The organism is Pseudomonas salicis (assembly GCF_057128705.1).
Genome location: NZ_JBSKHU010000003.1, coordinates 194,926 through 210,962, shown reverse-complemented (window position 1 = coordinate 210,962; position 16,037 = coordinate 194,926). Strand labels below are relative to the sequence as shown.

16 protein-coding genes are annotated in these 16,037 nt (G+C 60.9%); 5 read left to right on the top strand and 11 right to left on the bottom strand.

The features are described 5' to 3' along the window. The first annotated feature begins 185 nt into the window (after window positions 1–185). Window positions 186–635 carry a hemerythrin domain-containing protein gene (locus ACWKWE_RS11665; RefSeq protein WP_483850600.1) on the top strand — a complete coding sequence of 150 codons (450 nt, stop codon included), beginning with the start codon at window positions 186–188 and terminating at the stop codon, window positions 633–635. 99 nt (window positions 636–734) lie between these two features. Here the strand turns inward: ACWKWE_RS11665 and ACWKWE_RS11660 are convergent, their stop codons facing one another. The 5 genes from ACWKWE_RS11660 to ACWKWE_RS11640 all read right to left on the bottom strand — a co-directional run bounded on the left by ACWKWE_RS11660 (window position 735) and on the right by ACWKWE_RS11640 (window position 7,094). Then, complete coding sequence (locus ACWKWE_RS11660) at window positions 735–3,395, bottom strand: DUF3616 domain-containing protein (RefSeq protein WP_483850599.1); 2,661 nt, start codon at window positions 3,393–3,395, stop codon at window positions 735–737. 132 nt (window positions 3,396–3,527) lie between these two features. Further along, on the bottom strand, window positions 3,528–4,526 hold the full coding sequence (locus ACWKWE_RS11655) for a bile acid:sodium symporter family protein (protein WP_166594877.1): 999 nt from the start codon (window positions 4,524–4,526) through the stop codon (window positions 3,528–3,530). Between the two features lie 109 nt (window positions 4,527–4,635). Continuing rightward, window positions 4,636–4,878, bottom strand: coding sequence for a hypothetical protein (locus ACWKWE_RS11650; RefSeq protein ID WP_483850598.1), 243 nt, complete (start codon window positions 4,876–4,878; stop codon window positions 4,636–4,638). A gap of 175 nt (window positions 4,879–5,053) precedes the next feature. Then, a complete protein-coding gene (locus tag ACWKWE_RS11645) occupies window positions 5,054–6,232 on the bottom strand; it encodes a GGDEF domain-containing protein (protein WP_483850597.1) in 1,179 nt (392 codons plus the stop codon). A 526-nt stretch (window positions 6,233–6,758) separates the two neighbouring features. Further along, window positions 6,759–7,094: an ArsR/SmtB family transcription factor gene (locus tag ACWKWE_RS11640; protein ID WP_178115712.1), complete on the bottom strand. Its 336-nt coding sequence runs from the start codon at window positions 7,092–7,094 to the stop codon at window positions 6,759–6,761. Window positions 7,095–7,144: 50 nt separating this feature from the next. Between ACWKWE_RS11640 and ACWKWE_RS11635 the strand changes: the two genes are divergently transcribed. Then, window positions 7,145–8,236: an NADH:flavin oxidoreductase/NADH oxidase gene (locus ACWKWE_RS11635; protein WP_483850596.1), complete on the top strand. Its 1,092-nt coding sequence runs from the start codon at window positions 7,145–7,147 to the stop codon at window positions 8,234–8,236. Window positions 8,237–8,401: 165 nt separating this feature from the next. Continuing rightward, window positions 8,402–8,803, top strand: coding sequence for a hypothetical protein (locus tag ACWKWE_RS11630; RefSeq protein ID WP_341963597.1), 402 nt, complete (start codon window positions 8,402–8,404; stop codon window positions 8,801–8,803). A gap of 185 nt (window positions 8,804–8,988) precedes the next feature. On the opposite strand, the gene ACWKWE_RS11625 is transcribed toward ACWKWE_RS11630, so the two are convergent. The 4 genes from ACWKWE_RS11625 to ACWKWE_RS11610 form a co-directional block, all read right to left on the bottom strand. Further along, entirely contained in the window at window positions 8,989–9,375 is a 387-nt protein-coding gene (locus ACWKWE_RS11625; protein WP_483850595.1) for a DoxX-like family protein, read from the bottom strand. Next, a complete protein-coding gene (locus ACWKWE_RS11620; protein WP_483850594.1) occupies window positions 9,372–9,824 on the bottom strand; it encodes a thiol-disulfide oxidoreductase DCC family protein in 453 nt (150 codons plus the stop codon). The genes ACWKWE_RS11625 and ACWKWE_RS11620 overlap by 4 nt, the downstream gene beginning before the upstream one ends. Window positions 9,825–9,914: 90 nt before the next feature. Next, window positions 9,915–10,052, bottom strand: a complete 138-nt coding sequence (locus ACWKWE_RS11615; RefSeq protein WP_483850593.1) for a hypothetical protein — start codon at window positions 10,050–10,052, stop codon at window positions 9,915–9,917. A gap of 19 nt (window positions 10,053–10,071) precedes the next feature. Beyond that, on the bottom strand, window positions 10,072–10,320 hold the full coding sequence (locus ACWKWE_RS11610) for a hypothetical protein (RefSeq protein ID WP_166594868.1): 249 nt from the start codon (window positions 10,318–10,320) through the stop codon (window positions 10,072–10,074). Between the two features lie 132 nt (window positions 10,321–10,452). Here ACWKWE_RS11610 and ACWKWE_RS11605 point away from each other — a divergent pair, with 132 nt between their 5' ends. Beyond that, a complete protein-coding gene (locus ACWKWE_RS11605) occupies window positions 10,453–10,776 on the top strand; it encodes a hypothetical protein (RefSeq protein ID WP_166594867.1) in 324 nt (107 codons plus the stop codon). Window positions 10,777–10,857: 81 nt separating this feature from the next. Further along, window positions 10,858–11,298 (top strand): tryptophan-rich sensory protein TspO, encoded by a 441-nt coding sequence (tspO, locus tag ACWKWE_RS11600; protein ID WP_483850592.1) that lies wholly within the window; start codon window positions 10,858–10,860, stop codon window positions 11,296–11,298. Between the two features lie 61 nt (window positions 11,299–11,359). Here tspO and ACWKWE_RS11595 read toward each other — a convergent pair whose 3' ends face one another. Together ACWKWE_RS11595 and ACWKWE_RS11590 are read right to left on the bottom strand one after the other, a co-directional pair. Continuing rightward, window positions 11,360–12,838, bottom strand: a complete 1,479-nt coding sequence (locus ACWKWE_RS11595) for an efflux transporter outer membrane subunit (RefSeq protein ID WP_483850591.1) — start codon at window positions 12,836–12,838, stop codon at window positions 11,360–11,362. Window positions 12,839–12,848: 10 nt separating this feature from the next. Beyond that, on the bottom strand, window positions 12,849–16,025 hold the full coding sequence (locus tag ACWKWE_RS11590) for an efflux RND transporter permease subunit (protein ID WP_483850590.1): 3,177 nt from the start codon (window positions 16,023–16,025) through the stop codon (window positions 12,849–12,851). Window positions 16,026–16,037 lie beyond the last annotated feature (12 nt).

Genomic DNA, 16,037 nt, shown 5'->3' with positions numbered 1-16,037 from the left:
CAGATCTGAAAAGCATGAGCGCAGCGGGATAAAGTCGTTTTGATTATAAAAACTGCTGAGAATTATGAAAGAAACGTATGGATCTAAGCTTATGCCCCGCGCACCGGATAACCTCGGTTGAACGCTCGTTCATGGACGGAGGTCTAGCACTAAGTACTGACCCCGTATCCATTGAGGACGACACCGTGAACATCTTCGAAGCCCTGAGAGAAAGCCACGACCGCCAACGCGGTTATGCGGACGCCCTGATCAAGACTCACGGTGACAGCAAAGAGCGTGTGGAAGCCTATGAGAAGCTCAAGGCGGAACTGCATGCCCACGAAACAGCCGAAGAGCGCTTCTTCTATATACCGCTCATGCAGGAGGAGAACGGCGTCGATCCAAGCCGCCACGCCATCTCCGAGCATCACGAGATGGATGAAATGATGGAGGAGCTGGACGAAACCGACATGGCCAGTCCGGCCTGGCTGGCCACCGCCAAAAAGCTCGCGGAGAAGGTGCACCATCACCTCAAGGAGGAAGAACACAAGTTCTTCCAGATCGCGGGCAAGCTGCTGGACGACAAACAGAAAGAGTCGTTGGCGGGGAAATATCAGAAGGAATACGAGAGTCAGCTGGAAGAGGAACAGGGCTGACGCCGGTATTCCATCCCATGCCATTCCTGTGGGAAACGCCGGAGATCATGACCTCCAGAATCTCCCACAGGTTCGGTGCCAATCAGGCCCCTGTGTGAATCACAAAGCCGATGCGTCGGGCTGAACGCTCAGTGATCCGGTCTGGACGATAGGCACATAGCCCGGTGAGCCCACGGACGTTGGGTTATTGGCTTCCGATACCGAGCCGATCTGGCCTGCGACTGCCCCCACGTAATGCGGGTTTGAAGTCGAGACGCCGTCCCACACGGCGGAAGCCGTGGCGGTGCTGCCGTACGCTGCACCCGCGTGCTGATTCGCGGTGTAGGCGTTGGCCGCGGTGGAGGTCGCAATGATCGTTCCATCACTGGCGGTAATCGCATTCGGGCTGTAGTTGAACGCCGTCGCCACGTTACCGTTGGCGTCGAACAGAATCACCGCATCCTGCTTGCCCAGACCTGGGCCATCGATCCCGATCACATTGCTTGCAGTGGTCAGGTTCCACACCGTTTTGAAGTTATCGAACTGGGTTGCATCCACCGACACCACCAACGTTTTGCCTGCCTCCAGCGTCAGGTTGGCGGGCAGCGCCTTGGCACCACTGAACGTGTGCGCATCGTCGGTCATTTTCCAACCGCTGAGGTCGATGGTTGTCGTGCCGTAGTTATAAATCTCGAAGAAATCGCCGCCCACGGCATTGGAGTTCACTTCTGAGATCAGGACGTCGTAATGCGGCACTCTACCGGTGGTGAAGTCGAGGGTCTTGGCAGGGAGGGCGTTGCCGGAATGGTCGGTGACCGCGTTGTCATTGAGCACCAATTTGTATCCGGTTGTGTAGCTCAGCTTGTTGGTCGGCTGCAGGGTGATGGTGTTGTAGTCGACCTTGACACCTGCATCGCCCGCCTTGAAGGTCTGCACCACAACATCGTTCGCATCCTTCAACTCGATGGTGCCCGTGCCAAACGCCACGCCTTCGTCAAAGGTCAGCGACAGCGTGCTGCTCACCGCCACGCCGGTGCTGTCGTCAGCCGGAGAGGCCGTGACCAGCGTCGGCGGGGTGTGGTCCACCACAGGCGAACCGAGGGTGATGATGTTGCCCTTGAACTGCTGATCCGCCGGGTCCAGGTCCTTCGATACAGCGGTTTGCCCTGCCCAGATCGTGTCGCCGTTGTCTTGCAGCAGTTGAATCTGGGTGCCGGGCTTGATGCTGGCAGGCGAAACGATGGATTCGAAGCTGCCGCCTGTTGCCTTCAACAGCGCGTCGAGGTTGTTGTCCAGCTCGACCGGTGCATCCTCAGCCTTGCCGTCCCAGGTGTACAACCGGAAATCGTTGGTCACCGCGTCAGTCGCACCGCCCGACGGGCCTGCGATGATCAGGTAGCCGCTGCCATCCTTCGCCTTGTCGATGGAACGAATGCCGCGACCGCCGAGGTTGAGTTCGATGGCTTCACCAAACGTCGGCGCGGTGGTCATGGTTTTGTCGGCCAGCAGCGCCTGATAGTTGGTCACCGGAACGATCAGCGCCTTGTCGCGGGTAGTGGTGTCGGTTTGCGGCGCGCGGAAACCCAGCCACAGCTCGGAATTGTCGACGGAGGTGGTCATGCCTTCGATGGAGAATCCGTTGGTGTTTTCCGGCGCAAGTCCCGGGCCCGACGACGCGGCGAAACCGAAGTAGCCTGGGGCTTTGCCATTCGCACCATCGTTGTCCCATGCCACCAAATCGGCTTCGAAGCCAGTGTACTTGCCTTGGTATTCGAATTTCGTCGCGGCGCCCGTGCCGGTTACTTTCACACTGAACAGGATTTCGCGGCTGTCGGCATCGAGCCCTTTCTTGGTGTTGCTGTGGGAGCCGGTGACGTAAAGAATGTTGCCCACCATGGTCAAGGCTTCCATGTCGACTTCGCCGGTGCTCCCGGTGGCGTCGCCATAGTCCCACTCCACCAGAGCGTCACCGCCTGAACGGTCGTAAACCCTCAACACGTTGGACTCGTCGTCACCCACGATCATGTATTTGCTGTCCAGCGCGACGGCGCCGGACGCATCGGAGGAACCGAGCTGGCTACCGCTTTTAGGCGTGAAGATGGCCTCGGTCGGTGTTGTTGGCGTCGTAGGGGGAGTCGGCGCCGTACCGCCGGTGGTGATCAGCGTGTTGGCCGTGTCCTTGATCAGCTCGATCGGCGACTTGCCGCTCTGATTCTGGATGATGCTCTGCACTTCGGTTTCGGTCGGCGAGCGGCCCAGCAGGCCGTTGTAGGTCAGGACGATCTGGGCTTTCACGCCTGTGGTGGTCTGGCTTTCCTGGGAACCGCTCACCGACGCCAGCAGTTGGTCACGGCTCAAGCCGTTGGCGAGTTGCTCGGCCCAGTAGTTCAGACCGGCTGCATCCGGGGTGCGGCCAAGCGCGTGTTGGTAGAGTGAGGTGACAAATGCGGTGTTGTCGGCGCTGGCTGTCTGGGCGAATTCCTGGGACTGCGTGAACGCTTGGGCAATGTTGCCCAGGCTCAATCCACTTTTCTGAGCGCTCACCCAATATTGCAGGCCCGCTGCATCCGGCGCCCGACCAAACGCCGTGAAATACAAATTGACGATCGGCGCGACGTTGGTGGCGGCTTCGTTGGACAGTGTGAAGGCTGATACCACGTCAGCCACGGTTTCTGCTCCGCTCTCGATACGCCCGACCCAATAAGCGACTTCGCTGCTGGAGCCGTCGCGGCCGAGAATATTTTTATAGAAGGAAGTAACCGTTTCGAGTGTGGTAGCCATGAGAAGACGTCCGCAGTGATATCAAAATGAACCGGGACGTTAACAACTGAGGTTTACCAAAATGTTTCAGCGCAGATACGGGGGTGTAACAGGACGCAACAAAGCATCCTGTTTTCATTGTTCATGACAGATTCAAGGATCGACCCGCGCCATCATCTCTGGCACCGACTCGTGGCGCTTGGCATAACGCTGGGCGAGCACCGCGCAGACCATCAACTGAATCTGGTGGAATAACATCAACGGCAGAATCAGCACGCCAATGGTGCTGCCCGCAAACAGCACCTGGGCCATCGGCACGCCCGTGGCCAAACTCTTCTTCGAGCCACAGAACAGAATGGTGATGCGGTCTTCGATGCTGAAACCGAAGAGTTTGCCCAGCAGCGTCGAGATCATCAGCACCAGTGCCAGCACCACGCAGCACACGATCACCAATCCCGCCAGGTCCCAGACCGGGATCTTGTGCCAGATGCCTTCGTTCACGGCCTCGCTGAATGCGCCGTACACCACCAACAGAATCGAGCCCTGATCGACGTATTTCAGCCAGGCCTTGTTGCGCCCGACCCATTCGCCGATCCAGCGACGAGCGATCTGACCGGCCACGAACGGCAGCAGCAACTGAATGCTGATCTTCACAATCGCATCGACGGTGGAACCGCCATCGCCGTGCACGTTCAGCAGCAACGTGACCAACAACGGTGTGATGAAAATCCCGAAGAGGCTGGACGCCGCTGCGCTGCAGATCGCCGCGGGGACATTGCCCCGCGCCAGGGAGGTGAAGGCAATCGCCGATTGCACGGTGGCCGGCAGCGCACAGAGATACAGGATGCCCATGTACAGGTCTTTGCCAATCAGCGGCGACAGCACTGGCTTGAGCGCCAGACCGAGCAGGGGAAACACCACGAAGGTCAGGCTGAACACCAGCAGGTGCAAGCGCCAATGCCCGGCGCCCGCAATGATCGACTCTCGGGACAGCTTGGCGCCGTGCAGGAAGAACAACAGCGCGATGGCGATGTTGGTGAGCCAGCCAAACCCCACCGCAACCTGACCGGTGGCGGGGAGAAAACTGGCAATGATCACCACCGCCACGAGGGTCAGGGTGAAGTTGTCGGGTAGGAAACGGGGACGGCTCATGGGCGAAATCCGGTCATGGCAAGGACAGTGTTGCGACTCTACGTCCTTGCTTCAGTGCCAGCTAACGCCAATAAGCCCATGAATAGCGCTCAACGGACAGCGTGGATGATCAGGACAAACCGCCTTCAATCACACGCAGTACCGTCACGCGACGCTTTCCCGGCGCATGACTGATCATTTCATTCAGCGCGGCTTGCCACTTGTGGACGTCTTTTTCCTTGGAAAGCGCCATCAATTGCTCCCAACCCATCGCGTCCTGCGCCTCACCCTGCGCGCTGGAACCCTCAGTCATACGTTCACGCTTCAACAGATTTGCTGCAATTTCCGAGAGGGTACTCAAGGCTGGCTCCATGACACGCTCATCGGGGAGCGCGTCGATACATTAAGTGCGGGATGGGCGCAGACGGTCACAACGTCAAAATTCGGATGTCGCGACGCCCTGCTCCCTCTCTACAGCAATGTTCAGACCACAAGCAGGGGCAGGGCCCAAGATTCAGACAGGAGACATTTTTGCGCTCAAACGCGCGTCAGAGCGGCTGCAACGGGGCTTCGCCCGGCTGGGTCCGGTTCACCAGGCGAAGGCTGTCTCGCCCTCCACGCTTGGATTCGTACAGCGCCGCATCGCCCTGCTCGATCAAGGCCGCGAGGCTCGCCGGGGGCTGGTCGAACAGGCTGGCGCCGATGCTCAAGGTCACGGCTTCCGGGGTCGCGAACGACTGCGCCGCTGCCTCGTGAAAGCGCCCGCGCAAAGTATTGCCGAGTTCGACGATCCGCTCGTGGGACGTGTCGCTCAAAAGGATCACGAACTCGTCGCCGCCCAACCGGGCCGCCAGCGCACCGTTAGGCAGGACTGAGCGAATCATCTCGCTGAGCACGATCAGCAAACGGTCGCCCGCCATGTGACCAAACTGGTCATTGACTGACTTGAAGTGGTCGATGTCGATCAGCAGCAGCGCGCCCGGCCTTGAGGGCGACACATCTTCCAGCAGACGCGGCGCCCGGACTTCGAGCGCGCGCCGGTTGTACAGGGCCGTCAGCGGGTCGCGGGCCGCCAGGCGCTCTATGCGTTTCTCCCGGCGATAGCGCTCGGAGCCGGTCATCGACAGCGCGATCAGCATGATCGCCATCGCCCCTTCCACCAGGGATATTTGAATGATTTCGCCACGAAACGCCGCGAGGTCGATCAACGTGCCTGGCACCGCCCCGGTGATCGCCTTGGCCAGATAAAACAAGCCATGCCCCAGCAGCACGTACCGCAATTGCCCGGCGCCGACGCTCAGGGATTTGCCGTGGGGCCGAAGCAAGGCGCTGGCCTTGAACATCATCAGCGCCACCAGCGACGAGTTCACCGAGAGCATGGTTTTCGACCACCACGGCCCTTCCGGCAGCAGCAACATCGCCACCCACACGGCGAATATCGCGTACCAGCCCCGCGACAGTCGGCCTTCCGTAAAACGCACGACGCCCAGCAAAAACAGCCAGTGCGCCGTCACCAACAAGCCGTTGGCGAACCAGATGCCGATCAGGAGAATGCCGCTGCTGCGCAGCAAGGCCAGGGTCGAGCCAATCGTGATCGTCGCGAATCCGGCACTCCAGAACAGCAACGACGGCTCCCGAACATGCCGCCACTCCACCGCCAGGTAAAGCGCCGCCGCCGCGGCGAGGGCGATCGAAAGGGTCAACATCGTGATGGGGTCGAGCGCCATAAACTGCCTGGTCTGAAAGGGTGCTGTGTGAGGGCGCGATTGTAAGCGTTTGGGGCGGGTTTTCAGAGCGGTGAAATCATATTGCCATGACCAACGGTTAATCGGCGGACGAGTGGATTTGTGAGGGAACACCCTGGGGGCCTACTGGCTCTTCAGAGCCAACCCGATCCACATCCCGACACAATTCCGCACGTTTCTCTTGCACCGTCAGGTCACCCCAGAACCGCCGCGGATTCCCGCACATGAAGCACGAGCAGGTCTTGCCATGATTGGCGAAAATACCAGCGCTTTTCCCGCTCACATCCTGTCGCCATTCATGAGGCCGACTCTTCTGGATTTCGTAAAATTTGGATTTGATGCGACGGTTGTCGTGTCGCCGTTGTGCTCTTGTCATATCCGTCTCCAATAGTCAGATATGACACAGCCCCGGCAGATTTCTCTGGCGGGGCTGACGGCGCACTCAGGGATGTACAGGTATCAAACAACGTCAAGCATAGGGCGCATGAAAAACCGTGACAAGCCTCGCTCAATCCTGCGCCAGAATACTCTTCAACAGCCCCGGAAAACGCGCATCGAGTTCGTCACTGCGCAGCGAGTTCATGTGGGTCGTACCGACGTTGCGGGTGTGAATCAGGCCTGCATCGCGCAGCACCCGAAAGTGGTGTGACATGCTGGACTTCGGACGCCCGCCGTCCAGATCGCCACATGAGGCTTCGTTCACGCCCGCGAGGCAGCGGACGATGTCCAGGCGCACAGGGTCGCTCAACGCGTAAAGCAGGCGTTCAAGGGCGAATTCGGACGGGATGGGATGTTTCAGGGCGCGCATGTGCGCATGATATCGAGGGGTTTCATCTAACGCCATATTTCGAATACTATCGAACAAGCGAAAAAGCACTCACGAGGAAAATGCCCATGTCAGCTCTGTTTGAGCCGTTCATCCTGAAGGACGTCACTCTGCGTAACCGCATCGCGATTCCACCGATGTGTCAGTACATGGCCGGCGACGGTGTAGTCAACGATTGGCACCATGTGCACTTGGCGAGTATGGCTCGCGGCGGCGCGGGGCTGGTCGTGGTCGAAGCGACAGCGGTGTCACCGGAAGGTCGCATCACCCCTGGCTGCGCCGGGATATGGAGCGATGAGCACGCGCAAGCCTTTGTTCCGATGGTCAATGCCATCAAGGCCGCTGGCGCCGTACCCGGTATTCAGATTGCCCACGCTGGCCGTAAGGCCAGTGCAAACCGCCCATGGGAAGGCGATGATCACATGGCCGAAAACGATCCACGGGGCTGGAAAACCCTTGGCCCCTCCCCGGTCGCCTTCGGTGCCAACTTGCCAAAAGTGCCTCAGGAAATGACCCTGGCAGACATCGCCCGTGTCCGCGAGGATTTCGTGAACGCCGCCCGCCGTGCCCGCGAAGCCGGTTTCGAATGGATCGAACTGCACTTCGCTCACGGCTACCTCGCCCAGAGCTTCTTCTCCGAACATTCCAACAAACGGACCGACGCTTACGGCGGTAGCTTCGACAATCGCAGCCGCTTCCTGCTGGAAACCCTGGCTGCGGTGCGTGAAGTGTGGCCAGAAAACCTGCCCCTCACGGCACGTTTTGGCGTGATCGAATACGACGACCGGGACGAGCAGACCCTGACCGAATCCATCGAACTCGCTCGCCGCTTCAAGGCTGGAGGTCTTGACCTGCTGAGCGTCAGCGTAGGCTTCACCATTCCGGAAACCAACATTCCCTGGGGCCCGGCCTTCATGGGGCCGATCGCCGAGCGGGTTCGCCGCGAAGCCGGTCTCCCGGTGACCTCCGCCTGGGGTTTCGGCACGCCACAGCTGGCGCAGACCGCGCTGGAGTCTGGGCATCTGGACCTTGTGTCAGTGGGGCGTGCGCACTTGGCCGATCCACATTGGGCCTATTTCGCCGCCAAGGAACTGGGTGCGGAGAAAGCGTCCTGGACCCTGCCTGCGCCTTACGCTCACTGGCTGGAACGCTATCGCTGACCTGATTCATCGAGGACGGGAGCACGCTCGTCCTCGATGCACTGTTCAAGACGCTTTTTGACGCGGCCATCGCCGCGCCAGGAGGTCTCTTTTTTAGCGAGAAAATCCGGCGGCTTTCATTTCCACGTGCCATGCTCATCGCACCCTGCACAGCGAGGAAGCGACATGACAACGCCTACGGACACGCAAGACCGCCTCGGCATGGCAGTGATCGTTTTCGAATCGCCCATGCTGCCGCGCCTTACGACAGCGGTGCAGAACCTGGGGCTTGAAGTGCAGGCGTTTGACGATGCCAATGAAGCCCGGGCGTATATCACTCACCCGCAGACCTCGATCAGTGTCGTCATCGCCAGCGGCACCCTTCCCGGCGTGCTCAACGGCGCGGACCTCACGACGACGCTCTCCCGCGCCTACCCCGCCCTGCCCTTCATCATCGCGGATCACTACGATGGCCTCGTCGAAAGCAACGTCATGTGCCTCGACTCACCATGGACCGTCGATGAAATCGATGAGCAAGTGGCGGCCATGATCGACAAACTGCCTGAGGGCAAACGCCCGGCCGCCTAGCCTCGGGAAAAGGACCGCCTGCACCTCAGAGGCATTGCCGTTTTAATGCCGCCTCCGGCCGCCGAAGAAAAAATCCTCACCCGGCTCGAAACGTGCGCGGGCGCATCCTTGCGCCTTGCCAGGCCTCTCGCGGGTTACATCACGGGCACTCACTTACGAGTCGATGGCGGGCTGTCCCCCGTTCTCTAACCGTTTGGGTGTTGAGCCTGCCGCGTCACCCACGCCACCGCACACAGCACCATCCCGGCCACGTTCAGGGTGACCGGGTTGAACGCATCGACCAGTATGGACGGTTGCATCACAGCGACGTCGACCAGCAACCCCAGCAGCACGACCGCCGCCAGCATCACAGGCCAGTTCAGACGTGGGACAAGCAGCAAAACTGCGGCGAGCATCAGCTCCGCAACTCCTGCGGCTTGTGACAACCACGGCGCGCCTTCCAGACCGTGAGCGCGCAGCAACACCTGCTCGCCCGGGCTTAACGCGATGAGTTTGGGCACCAACCCGTGGTAGGCGAACATGAACGCCAGACCACCTCGCGCCAGCCAATGGGCCTGACGCAAAGGGCTCACGACTGCGCCTTGAGAAAGCGCTGCTGATGATCCGGGGTCGGCATCAGGCACACGTCGTATTTGCCGAACAAGCGATAGCGGTTGAGCGCGATGCGGTCGTACGCCCAGTCCCGCAGCGCCCGTGGAAAAACTCGCAGCAGCCCGAGTGCGGGCCAAGGCGCGGGCAGCAGCGATGCCACTACGAAAAACGCCTCCGACCTGACCCAATAGTGCTGATCACGAATGACCGCCATGGTGTCGAACGCGTCCACCGCCAAACCCGCCCAGGCCAGCAAATCCTGGCCTTCTCGCGATTGCACGGTGGCGAGTCGGACACGCTTGTGGCGATCGTGACGAATGAGGAATTTCGCCCAGCCGTTACACAGTTTGCAGACGCCGTCGAACAGCACGACGGTTTCACCGGGGGCCAGATGAGGGGCAGCAGTCGGACGTGTCAGAGCGGCAGGCATGGCCGGGCCTTTTGTGTGAAAACGATGGCCGCATTGTAGGACGTTGCTGAGCACGTCTTCCAGCGGCCAGAACCGACAATGCCTGGTGCTTCAGCTCACGCCCGGCGGAATGCCGTCTTTATTGAAATCTTTCAGACGCGCCTTCTCCTGCTCGGTCGAGTGCGCCGGTACGTCAGGTTGTTTGGGTGGCGTTGGCGTTTCGTTCACGGGTGTTTTTTGCTGGTTCATCGCGGAGGGCTCCTGTCGGTCAATCGTGGGGAATCACGCCAGTCATGGCGGTGAACTCGCTCTGCCGGTGCTGCAACTTGTCGAGGACCTCAGGCGGCGTGGACTCCCGAAACACGACCATGTGCCCGACGTCCTTGCCACCTTCGGTGACGCGTTCGATGTCATTGATCATCCAGGTTTTCAACTCGTCGCTGGTCAAGCCGAGCTCCTGCGCCACGCGTTGGTGAAGACGCTCCGCATCGTACTGATTGAATTGATCGGTGTTCATCACGGTCTCTCCTGTGCTGACTGTCAACATCAGGCCCTGATGCGGCGGCACAAGTTCACTGAAATGCACGGTGTCGCCCGTTCAATCCCTTGGCCAGATCTGGCCACGTGTTCAACCCATGGAGCTTCGCGCATGTACCCGACAACCCCCGATGGCCGGTATTTCGTCGTCAAGGAACGGCTGTGGCGCTGCTCCAACCCGGCCCTCGACGAAGCGCAACGTCAGCAGCGAGTGAATGAACTGATGGCGGCGCGGCGGGCGGTCAAAGCCGCGAAAACGTCGCGGGACTCAGCGCAACTGAAAGCGGCGCGGGCGCAGGTCAACGCGGCCAAAGTGGGCTTGGGAGAGCGCGGGCCGGTCTGGTGGAACGACGGAGCGCCTGATTTGAATCGGCGCATGGTCAAGAACACGCCTTACGCCGGGTGGTACGAGGCGTTGAATACACCCGAGTCGTGATCAATCAGGACCTTTTGCCGCTGGACGCGTCCAATCCCAAAGAACCCACCCCACACGATCGCTCACGCCAAAGGACACTCGATGACTTTTTATATCTTTCTGATTGCCTGCGCCGCTGCTGCCAGCACCGGCGTGATCTTCAAACCCGGCAGTTGGTACGAAAGCCTGCAAAAGCCCCGCTTCACTCCGCCAAACTGGGCGTTCCCGGTGGTCTGGACGATCATTTATCTGTTGCTGGCCTGGGCCGGTTATCGACTGACGTTGCTCCCCGACAGCCAAACCGCGTTGGCCTTGTGGGCTGCTCAAATCGCCCTCAACACGTTATGGACGCCGGTGTTCTTCGGCGCCCATCGGATTATCGCGGGCATGGTCATTCTTGCCGCGCTCTGGCTCACCGTCGCCACACTGATCGTGGTGGCAATGCCGGTGGACCTGATCACCGGGCTGATCCTGTTCCCCTACCTCATCTGGCTGAGTGTGGCGGCTGCGCTGAACTTCTCGATTTTGCGGCATAACCGCTAAGTCCCTTCACCGCACGGGAGGAGCGTCGGTCGCAGACCGGTTCAGCGTGCTTCGCTCCTCATCACCTTGCTCTCACCACCTGACTCTCACCGCCTCGCTCCCAACCACCACCGAGTGCGCGGACCAGATTCACCGTTGCCGCCGCTTGAACACCGGTCAGGCGGCTCAGTTGCAGCTCGGCCTGCAACACTTGACGTTGCGCATCGATGACATCCAGGTAGCTGATCTGCCCTTCCTCGTACTGTTTTTTCGACAGCCGCTCGGTGCGCTGCGAGGCGCTGACGGCTGTGCTTTGGTCCCGAGTCTGCTCTCCCAGCAACCGAAGGTCGGACAAGCTGTCCTCCGCTTCCCGAAACGCGATCAGCACCTGTTCGCGGTAGCGGGCGACGTCTTCTTCATACTGGGCGCGGGCCGTGTCGAGGTCGGCCTGTCGACGGCCACCGTCGAAAAGGGGCAAGGTCAATGCGGTGCCGGTCAACGGCCCCAAGACAAAGGCACGCGTGGACCAGTCAAAGAGATTGCCCAGTGAGCCCGCCTCGAAACCGCCTGCACCATTGATCACCAGCCGAGGAAAAAACGCGGATTTCGCTAGGCCGATGCGCGCGTTGGCGGCGGCCATGGCCCGCTCCGCTGCGGCAATGTCAGGCCGACGTTCCAGCAGTTCAGACGGCATGACGTCTGGCACCTGCATGCGGACCGGCTCCAGCGGCGAGGTGGCCAATCCGAATTCAGCAGGCGCTTGTCCCAGCAATACCGCGAGGCTGTGTTCGGACGCGGCACGAAGCCGCGCCACACCCGATGAGTCGGCGCGGGCCGCGAACAGCTCGTTGCGGGCGCGGGCATCGTTGAGTTCACTGATGTCCCCCTCCTTGAAGCGGGCCTCGACCAATTTCAACGTGTCTTCCCGAAGCGCCACGGTGCGTTGATACAGGCGCAGCTGATTGTCGTACTCACGCAGTTCAAAGTAGTTGCGGGCAACGTCGGCCTGGAGCGCCAGTTGTACCGAATGAAACAACGCCTCTTGTTGCGCTTGATCCGCCACCGCAGCGTTGACGCTTTCACTCACCCTGCCGAACAGATCGGGTTCGTAAGAAGCCGTGGCTTGTGCGCGCCATAGCGTCTGAGTGGGTACGTGGGCGCTGTCCGACTGAAACTGCGACGCTGGAGAAAGCCGCTCGCGGGTCGGCCCGAAGCCTGCGTCGAGGGTAGGAAACCGACTGGCACGGGCCGCAGACGACTCCGCCCTCGCCTGCAGCACCCGCGCTGCGGCGGCTTTCAGATTCTGGTTGGCCTTGGCGGCCTGGCGTTCCAGGTCGTTGAGCACCGGGTCGTTGAAGAGGGTCCACCACTCACCCCGCTGCCGGTCGTCCGCCGGTTCCGCTGTTTTCCAGCGATCGGTCACCGCAGCCTCTTTGAAGCGCGCGGGCGTGCGGACGTCTGGCCGTTCATAAGAGGGCGCGACGGAGCAGGCGCTCAGCAACAAGAGCAGCGCGCTGGCCGCCCACCGTGTGGCGTGGCCGTGTATCAGCCTATCGATCATGGTGAGTTCCTCAGACAGTCGTTGACAGGGACGGCGCGTCTTTCTGCGCCACATGGACCTTGCCGCCTGCCAACGTGCGCAGAACCACATAGAAAACCGGGGTCAACGCCAGGCCGAAACCGGTGACGCCCAGCATCCCGAAGAACACGGAAATGCCCATGGCCTGGCGCATTTCGGCGCCCGCTCCGGAGGAGAACACCAGTGGCACGACACCCATGACGAACGCGATGGAGGTCATCAGGATCGGGCGCAAACGCAGCCGACTGGCTTCGATGGCGGCGCGCAATGGCGTGTAGCCGTCGTGTTCCAGCTCTCGCGCGAACTCGACCATCAGAATCGCGTTTTTTGATGCCAGGGCAACCAACACCATCAAGCCGATCTGGGTGAAGATGTTGTTGTCGCCGTGGGTCAGCCACACACCGGTCAAGGCGCACAGCACACTCATCGGCACGATCATGATCACTGCCAGCGGCAGGGTCAGGCTTTCGTACAACGCCGCCAGCACCAGGAACACCAGCAGCACGCTGATCGGGAACACCCACAGCCCCGCGTTACCGGCCAGCACTTGCTGATAGGTCAGGTCGGTCCATTCGAACTTCACGCCTTGGGGCAAGACCTGTAACGCAATACGCTCAGCCGCTGCCTGCGCCTGGCCCGAGGAATAACCGGGCGCCGGGCCGCCATTGATATCGGCAGCCGTGTAGCCGTTGTAGCGCACGACCATGTCCGGGCCGTACGTCGGTGTCACGTGCAACAGCGAGGACAGCGGCACCATTTCCCCCCGGTCGTTACGCGCCTTTAACTGAAGAATGTCGTCGGCCCGTTGGCGGAAAGGCGCGTCGGCCTGGACCCGCACCTGATACACCCGACCAAACGCGTTGAAGTCGTTGGCGTACAGCGAACCGAGGTAGACCTGCAGTGTGCTGAACACATCGGACACGGAGACCCCGAGCTGCTTGGCCTTCACCCGGTCCAGCTCGATGTTCAACTGCGGGAAGTTGATCTGGTAGTTGCTCAGTGATCCGCCCAGTTCCGGGGTTTTGGCGGCTTCGGCCATGAACGCCTTGGCGGCCTTGTCCAACGCCTCATAACCCAGGTCAGCGCGGTCTTCGAGCTGCATCTTGAACCCGCCGAGGGTGCCGAGGCCGAGAATGGGGGGTGGCGGGAAGGCCGCGACGTAGGCCCCCTTGATGCTGGCGAACTTCTGGTTCAGCGACGCGACAATGGCCGCCGCCGTTTCGTCGGCCCCCTGACGTTCGGCAAAGGGCTTGAGCGGCACGAACACGATGCCGGCGCTCGAACTGTTCATGAACCCGTTCACTGACAGCCCCGGATAGCCCACGGCATGGGCCGCGCCAGGCTGATGCATGACGATCTCGCTCATCTGGCGAATCACCTCTTCGGTGCGATCGAGGGACGCGCCGTTCGGCAACTGGGCGATGGTGACCAGGTATTCCTTGTCCTGTTGCGGCAGAAACCCGCCCGGCACGACCTTGGCGATCAGCACGGTCAGCCCCAGCAACACCGCATAGATCATCAGCATGCTGCCCTTGTGCCGGATGACGCCGTTCACTCCCTTCGAATAGCGCTCCGAGCCGCGATGAAAGACGTGGTTAAACGCGCGAAAACCTCGTCCGAATACCCTGTTCATCCCACGTGTCAGCCAGTCTTCCGGCGCGTCATGACCGCGCAGCAGCAGCGCGGTCAAGGCCGGTGAGAGCGTCAGGGAGTTGAACGCGGAAATGACGGTGGAGATCGCAATGGTCATCGCGAACTGTTTGTAAAACTGGCCGGTGAGGCCGCTCATGAAGGCCAGCGGCACGAACACTGCGATCAGGGTCAGGGCGATGGCGATGATCGGCCCGCTGACTTCCTGCATCGCCTGATACGTCGCCTCTCGGGGGGCGAGTCCGCTGGCGATGTTGCGCTCGACGTTTTCCACGACGACGATCGCGTCATCGACCACGATACCGATCGCCAGCACCATGCCGAACAGCGACAACGCGTTGATGGAGTAACCGAACACCAGCAGCAACGCAAAGGTGCCGATGATCGAAACCGGCACGGCGATCAGGGGAATCAACGACGTGCGCCACGATTGCAGGAACACGATGACCACCACCACGACGAGGGCGATGGCTTCGAGCAGGGTGTGGATGACCGCCTGGATGCTGGATTTGACGAAGCGCGTCGGGTCGTACACCAGCCGGTATTCCAAGTCCGTCGGGAACTCAGCGCTCAGGTCCACCAGCTGTGCGCGGATCTCGTCGGAGATGTCCAGCGCGTTGGCCCCCGGCGTCTGGTAAATCGCCAAGGACACCGCCGGTTGGTTGTCCAGCAAAGCGCGCAGGCCGTATTCCGTTGCGGCCAGCTCCACCCGCGCCACATCCCGAAGATGGGTGACGGCCCCGTTGGCGCCGGTCTTGAGCACGATGTCTTCGAACTCGGAAACGGTTTTCAGGCGACCCTGTGCGTTGACGGTCAATTGCATGGCCGTGCCCGGTGCCGCAGGCGCTGCGCCTACAGCCCCCGCCGCCACCTGAATGTTTTGTTCCTTGATCGCGTTGACCACGTCCAGCGCGGTGAGGTTGCGTTGTGCGACCTTGGCGGGGTCCAGCCAGACCCGCATCGAATAGTCACCCGAGCCCCACAAGTCGACGCGACCGACGCCATGGATGCGCTCGAATCTGGTCTTCACGTTGCGCAACGCGTAATTGCGCAGGTAGGTGTTGTCATAGCGGCCGTTCGGCGACACCAAGTGCAGAAACAGCACCAGCGAGGACGTGCTCTTTTGCGTGGTGACACCCAGGCGCTGCACGTCTTCAGGCAACCGGGGCAAGGCCTGATTGACCCGGTTCTGCACCAACTGGGTCGCCAGGTCCGGGTCGGTGCCCAAGGCAAAGGTCACGGTGAGGGTCAGGTTGCCGTCGCTGTTCGCTTGGGATTGCATGTACAGCATGTTCTCGACGCCGTTGATCTTTTCTTCCAGGGGCGCGGCGACGGTTTCGGCGATGACTTTCGGATTGGCGCCGGGGTATTGGGTGCTGACCGTCACCGACGGCGGCACGACCTCGGGGTATTCGGCGATAGGCAGGCGGAAAATCGCAATCAGCCCGCCCAGCAGAATCAGCACCGACAGCACGCCTGCGAAGATAGGACGGTCGATAAAGAAGTTGGAAATTTTCATGAGTCAGTCTTC

What these genes read in the sequence shown, in the direction of transcription:
- ACWKWE_RS11650 (WP_483850598.1), bottom strand. Translation starts at nt 4,878, where the DNA reads ATGGAGCCAGCCTTGAGTACCCTCTCGGAAATTGCAGCAAATCTGTTG.
- ACWKWE_RS11605 (WP_166594867.1), top strand. Translation starts at nt 10,453, where the DNA reads ATGTACCCGACAACCCCCGATGGCCGGTATTTCGTCGTCAAGGAACGG.
- ACWKWE_RS11660 (WP_483850599.1), bottom strand. Translation starts at nt 3,395, where the DNA reads ATGGCTACCACACTCGAAACGGTTACTTCCTTCTATAAAAATATTCTC.
- ACWKWE_RS11615 (WP_483850593.1), bottom strand. Translation starts at nt 10,052, where the DNA reads ATGAACCAGCAAAAAACACCCGTGAACGAAACGCCAACGCCACCCAAA.
- ACWKWE_RS11620 (WP_483850594.1), bottom strand. Translation starts at nt 9,824, where the DNA reads ATGCCTGCCGCTCTGACACGTCCGACTGCTGCCCCTCATCTGGCCCCC.
- ACWKWE_RS11655 (WP_166594877.1), bottom strand. Translation starts at nt 4,526, where the DNA reads ATGAGCCGTCCCCGTTTCCTACCCGACAACTTCACCCTGACCCTCGTG.
- ACWKWE_RS11630 (WP_341963597.1), top strand. Translation starts at nt 8,402, where the DNA reads ATGACAACGCCTACGGACACGCAAGACCGCCTCGGCATGGCAGTGATC.
- tspO (WP_483850592.1), top strand. Translation starts at nt 10,858, where the DNA reads ATGACTTTTTATATCTTTCTGATTGCCTGCGCCGCTGCTGCCAGCACC.
- ACWKWE_RS11635 (WP_483850596.1), top strand. Translation starts at nt 7,145, where the DNA reads ATGTCAGCTCTGTTTGAGCCGTTCATCCTGAAGGACGTCACTCTGCGT.
- ACWKWE_RS11610 (WP_166594868.1), bottom strand. Translation starts at nt 10,320, where the DNA reads ATGAACACCGATCAATTCAATCAGTACGATGCGGAGCGTCTTCACCAA.
- ACWKWE_RS11595 (WP_483850591.1), bottom strand. Translation starts at nt 12,838, where the DNA reads ATGATCGATAGGCTGATACACGGCCACGCCACACGGTGGGCGGCCAGC.
- ACWKWE_RS11640 (WP_178115712.1), bottom strand. Translation starts at nt 7,094, where the DNA reads ATGGCGTTAGATGAAACCCCTCGATATCATGCGCACATGCGCGCCCTG.
- ACWKWE_RS11590 (WP_483850590.1), bottom strand. Translation starts at nt 16,025, where the DNA reads ATGAAAATTTCCAACTTCTTTATCGACCGTCCTATCTTCGCAGGCGTG.
- ACWKWE_RS11645 (WP_483850597.1), bottom strand. Translation starts at nt 6,232, where the DNA reads ATGGCGCTCGACCCCATCACGATGTTGACCCTTTCGATCGCCCTCGCC.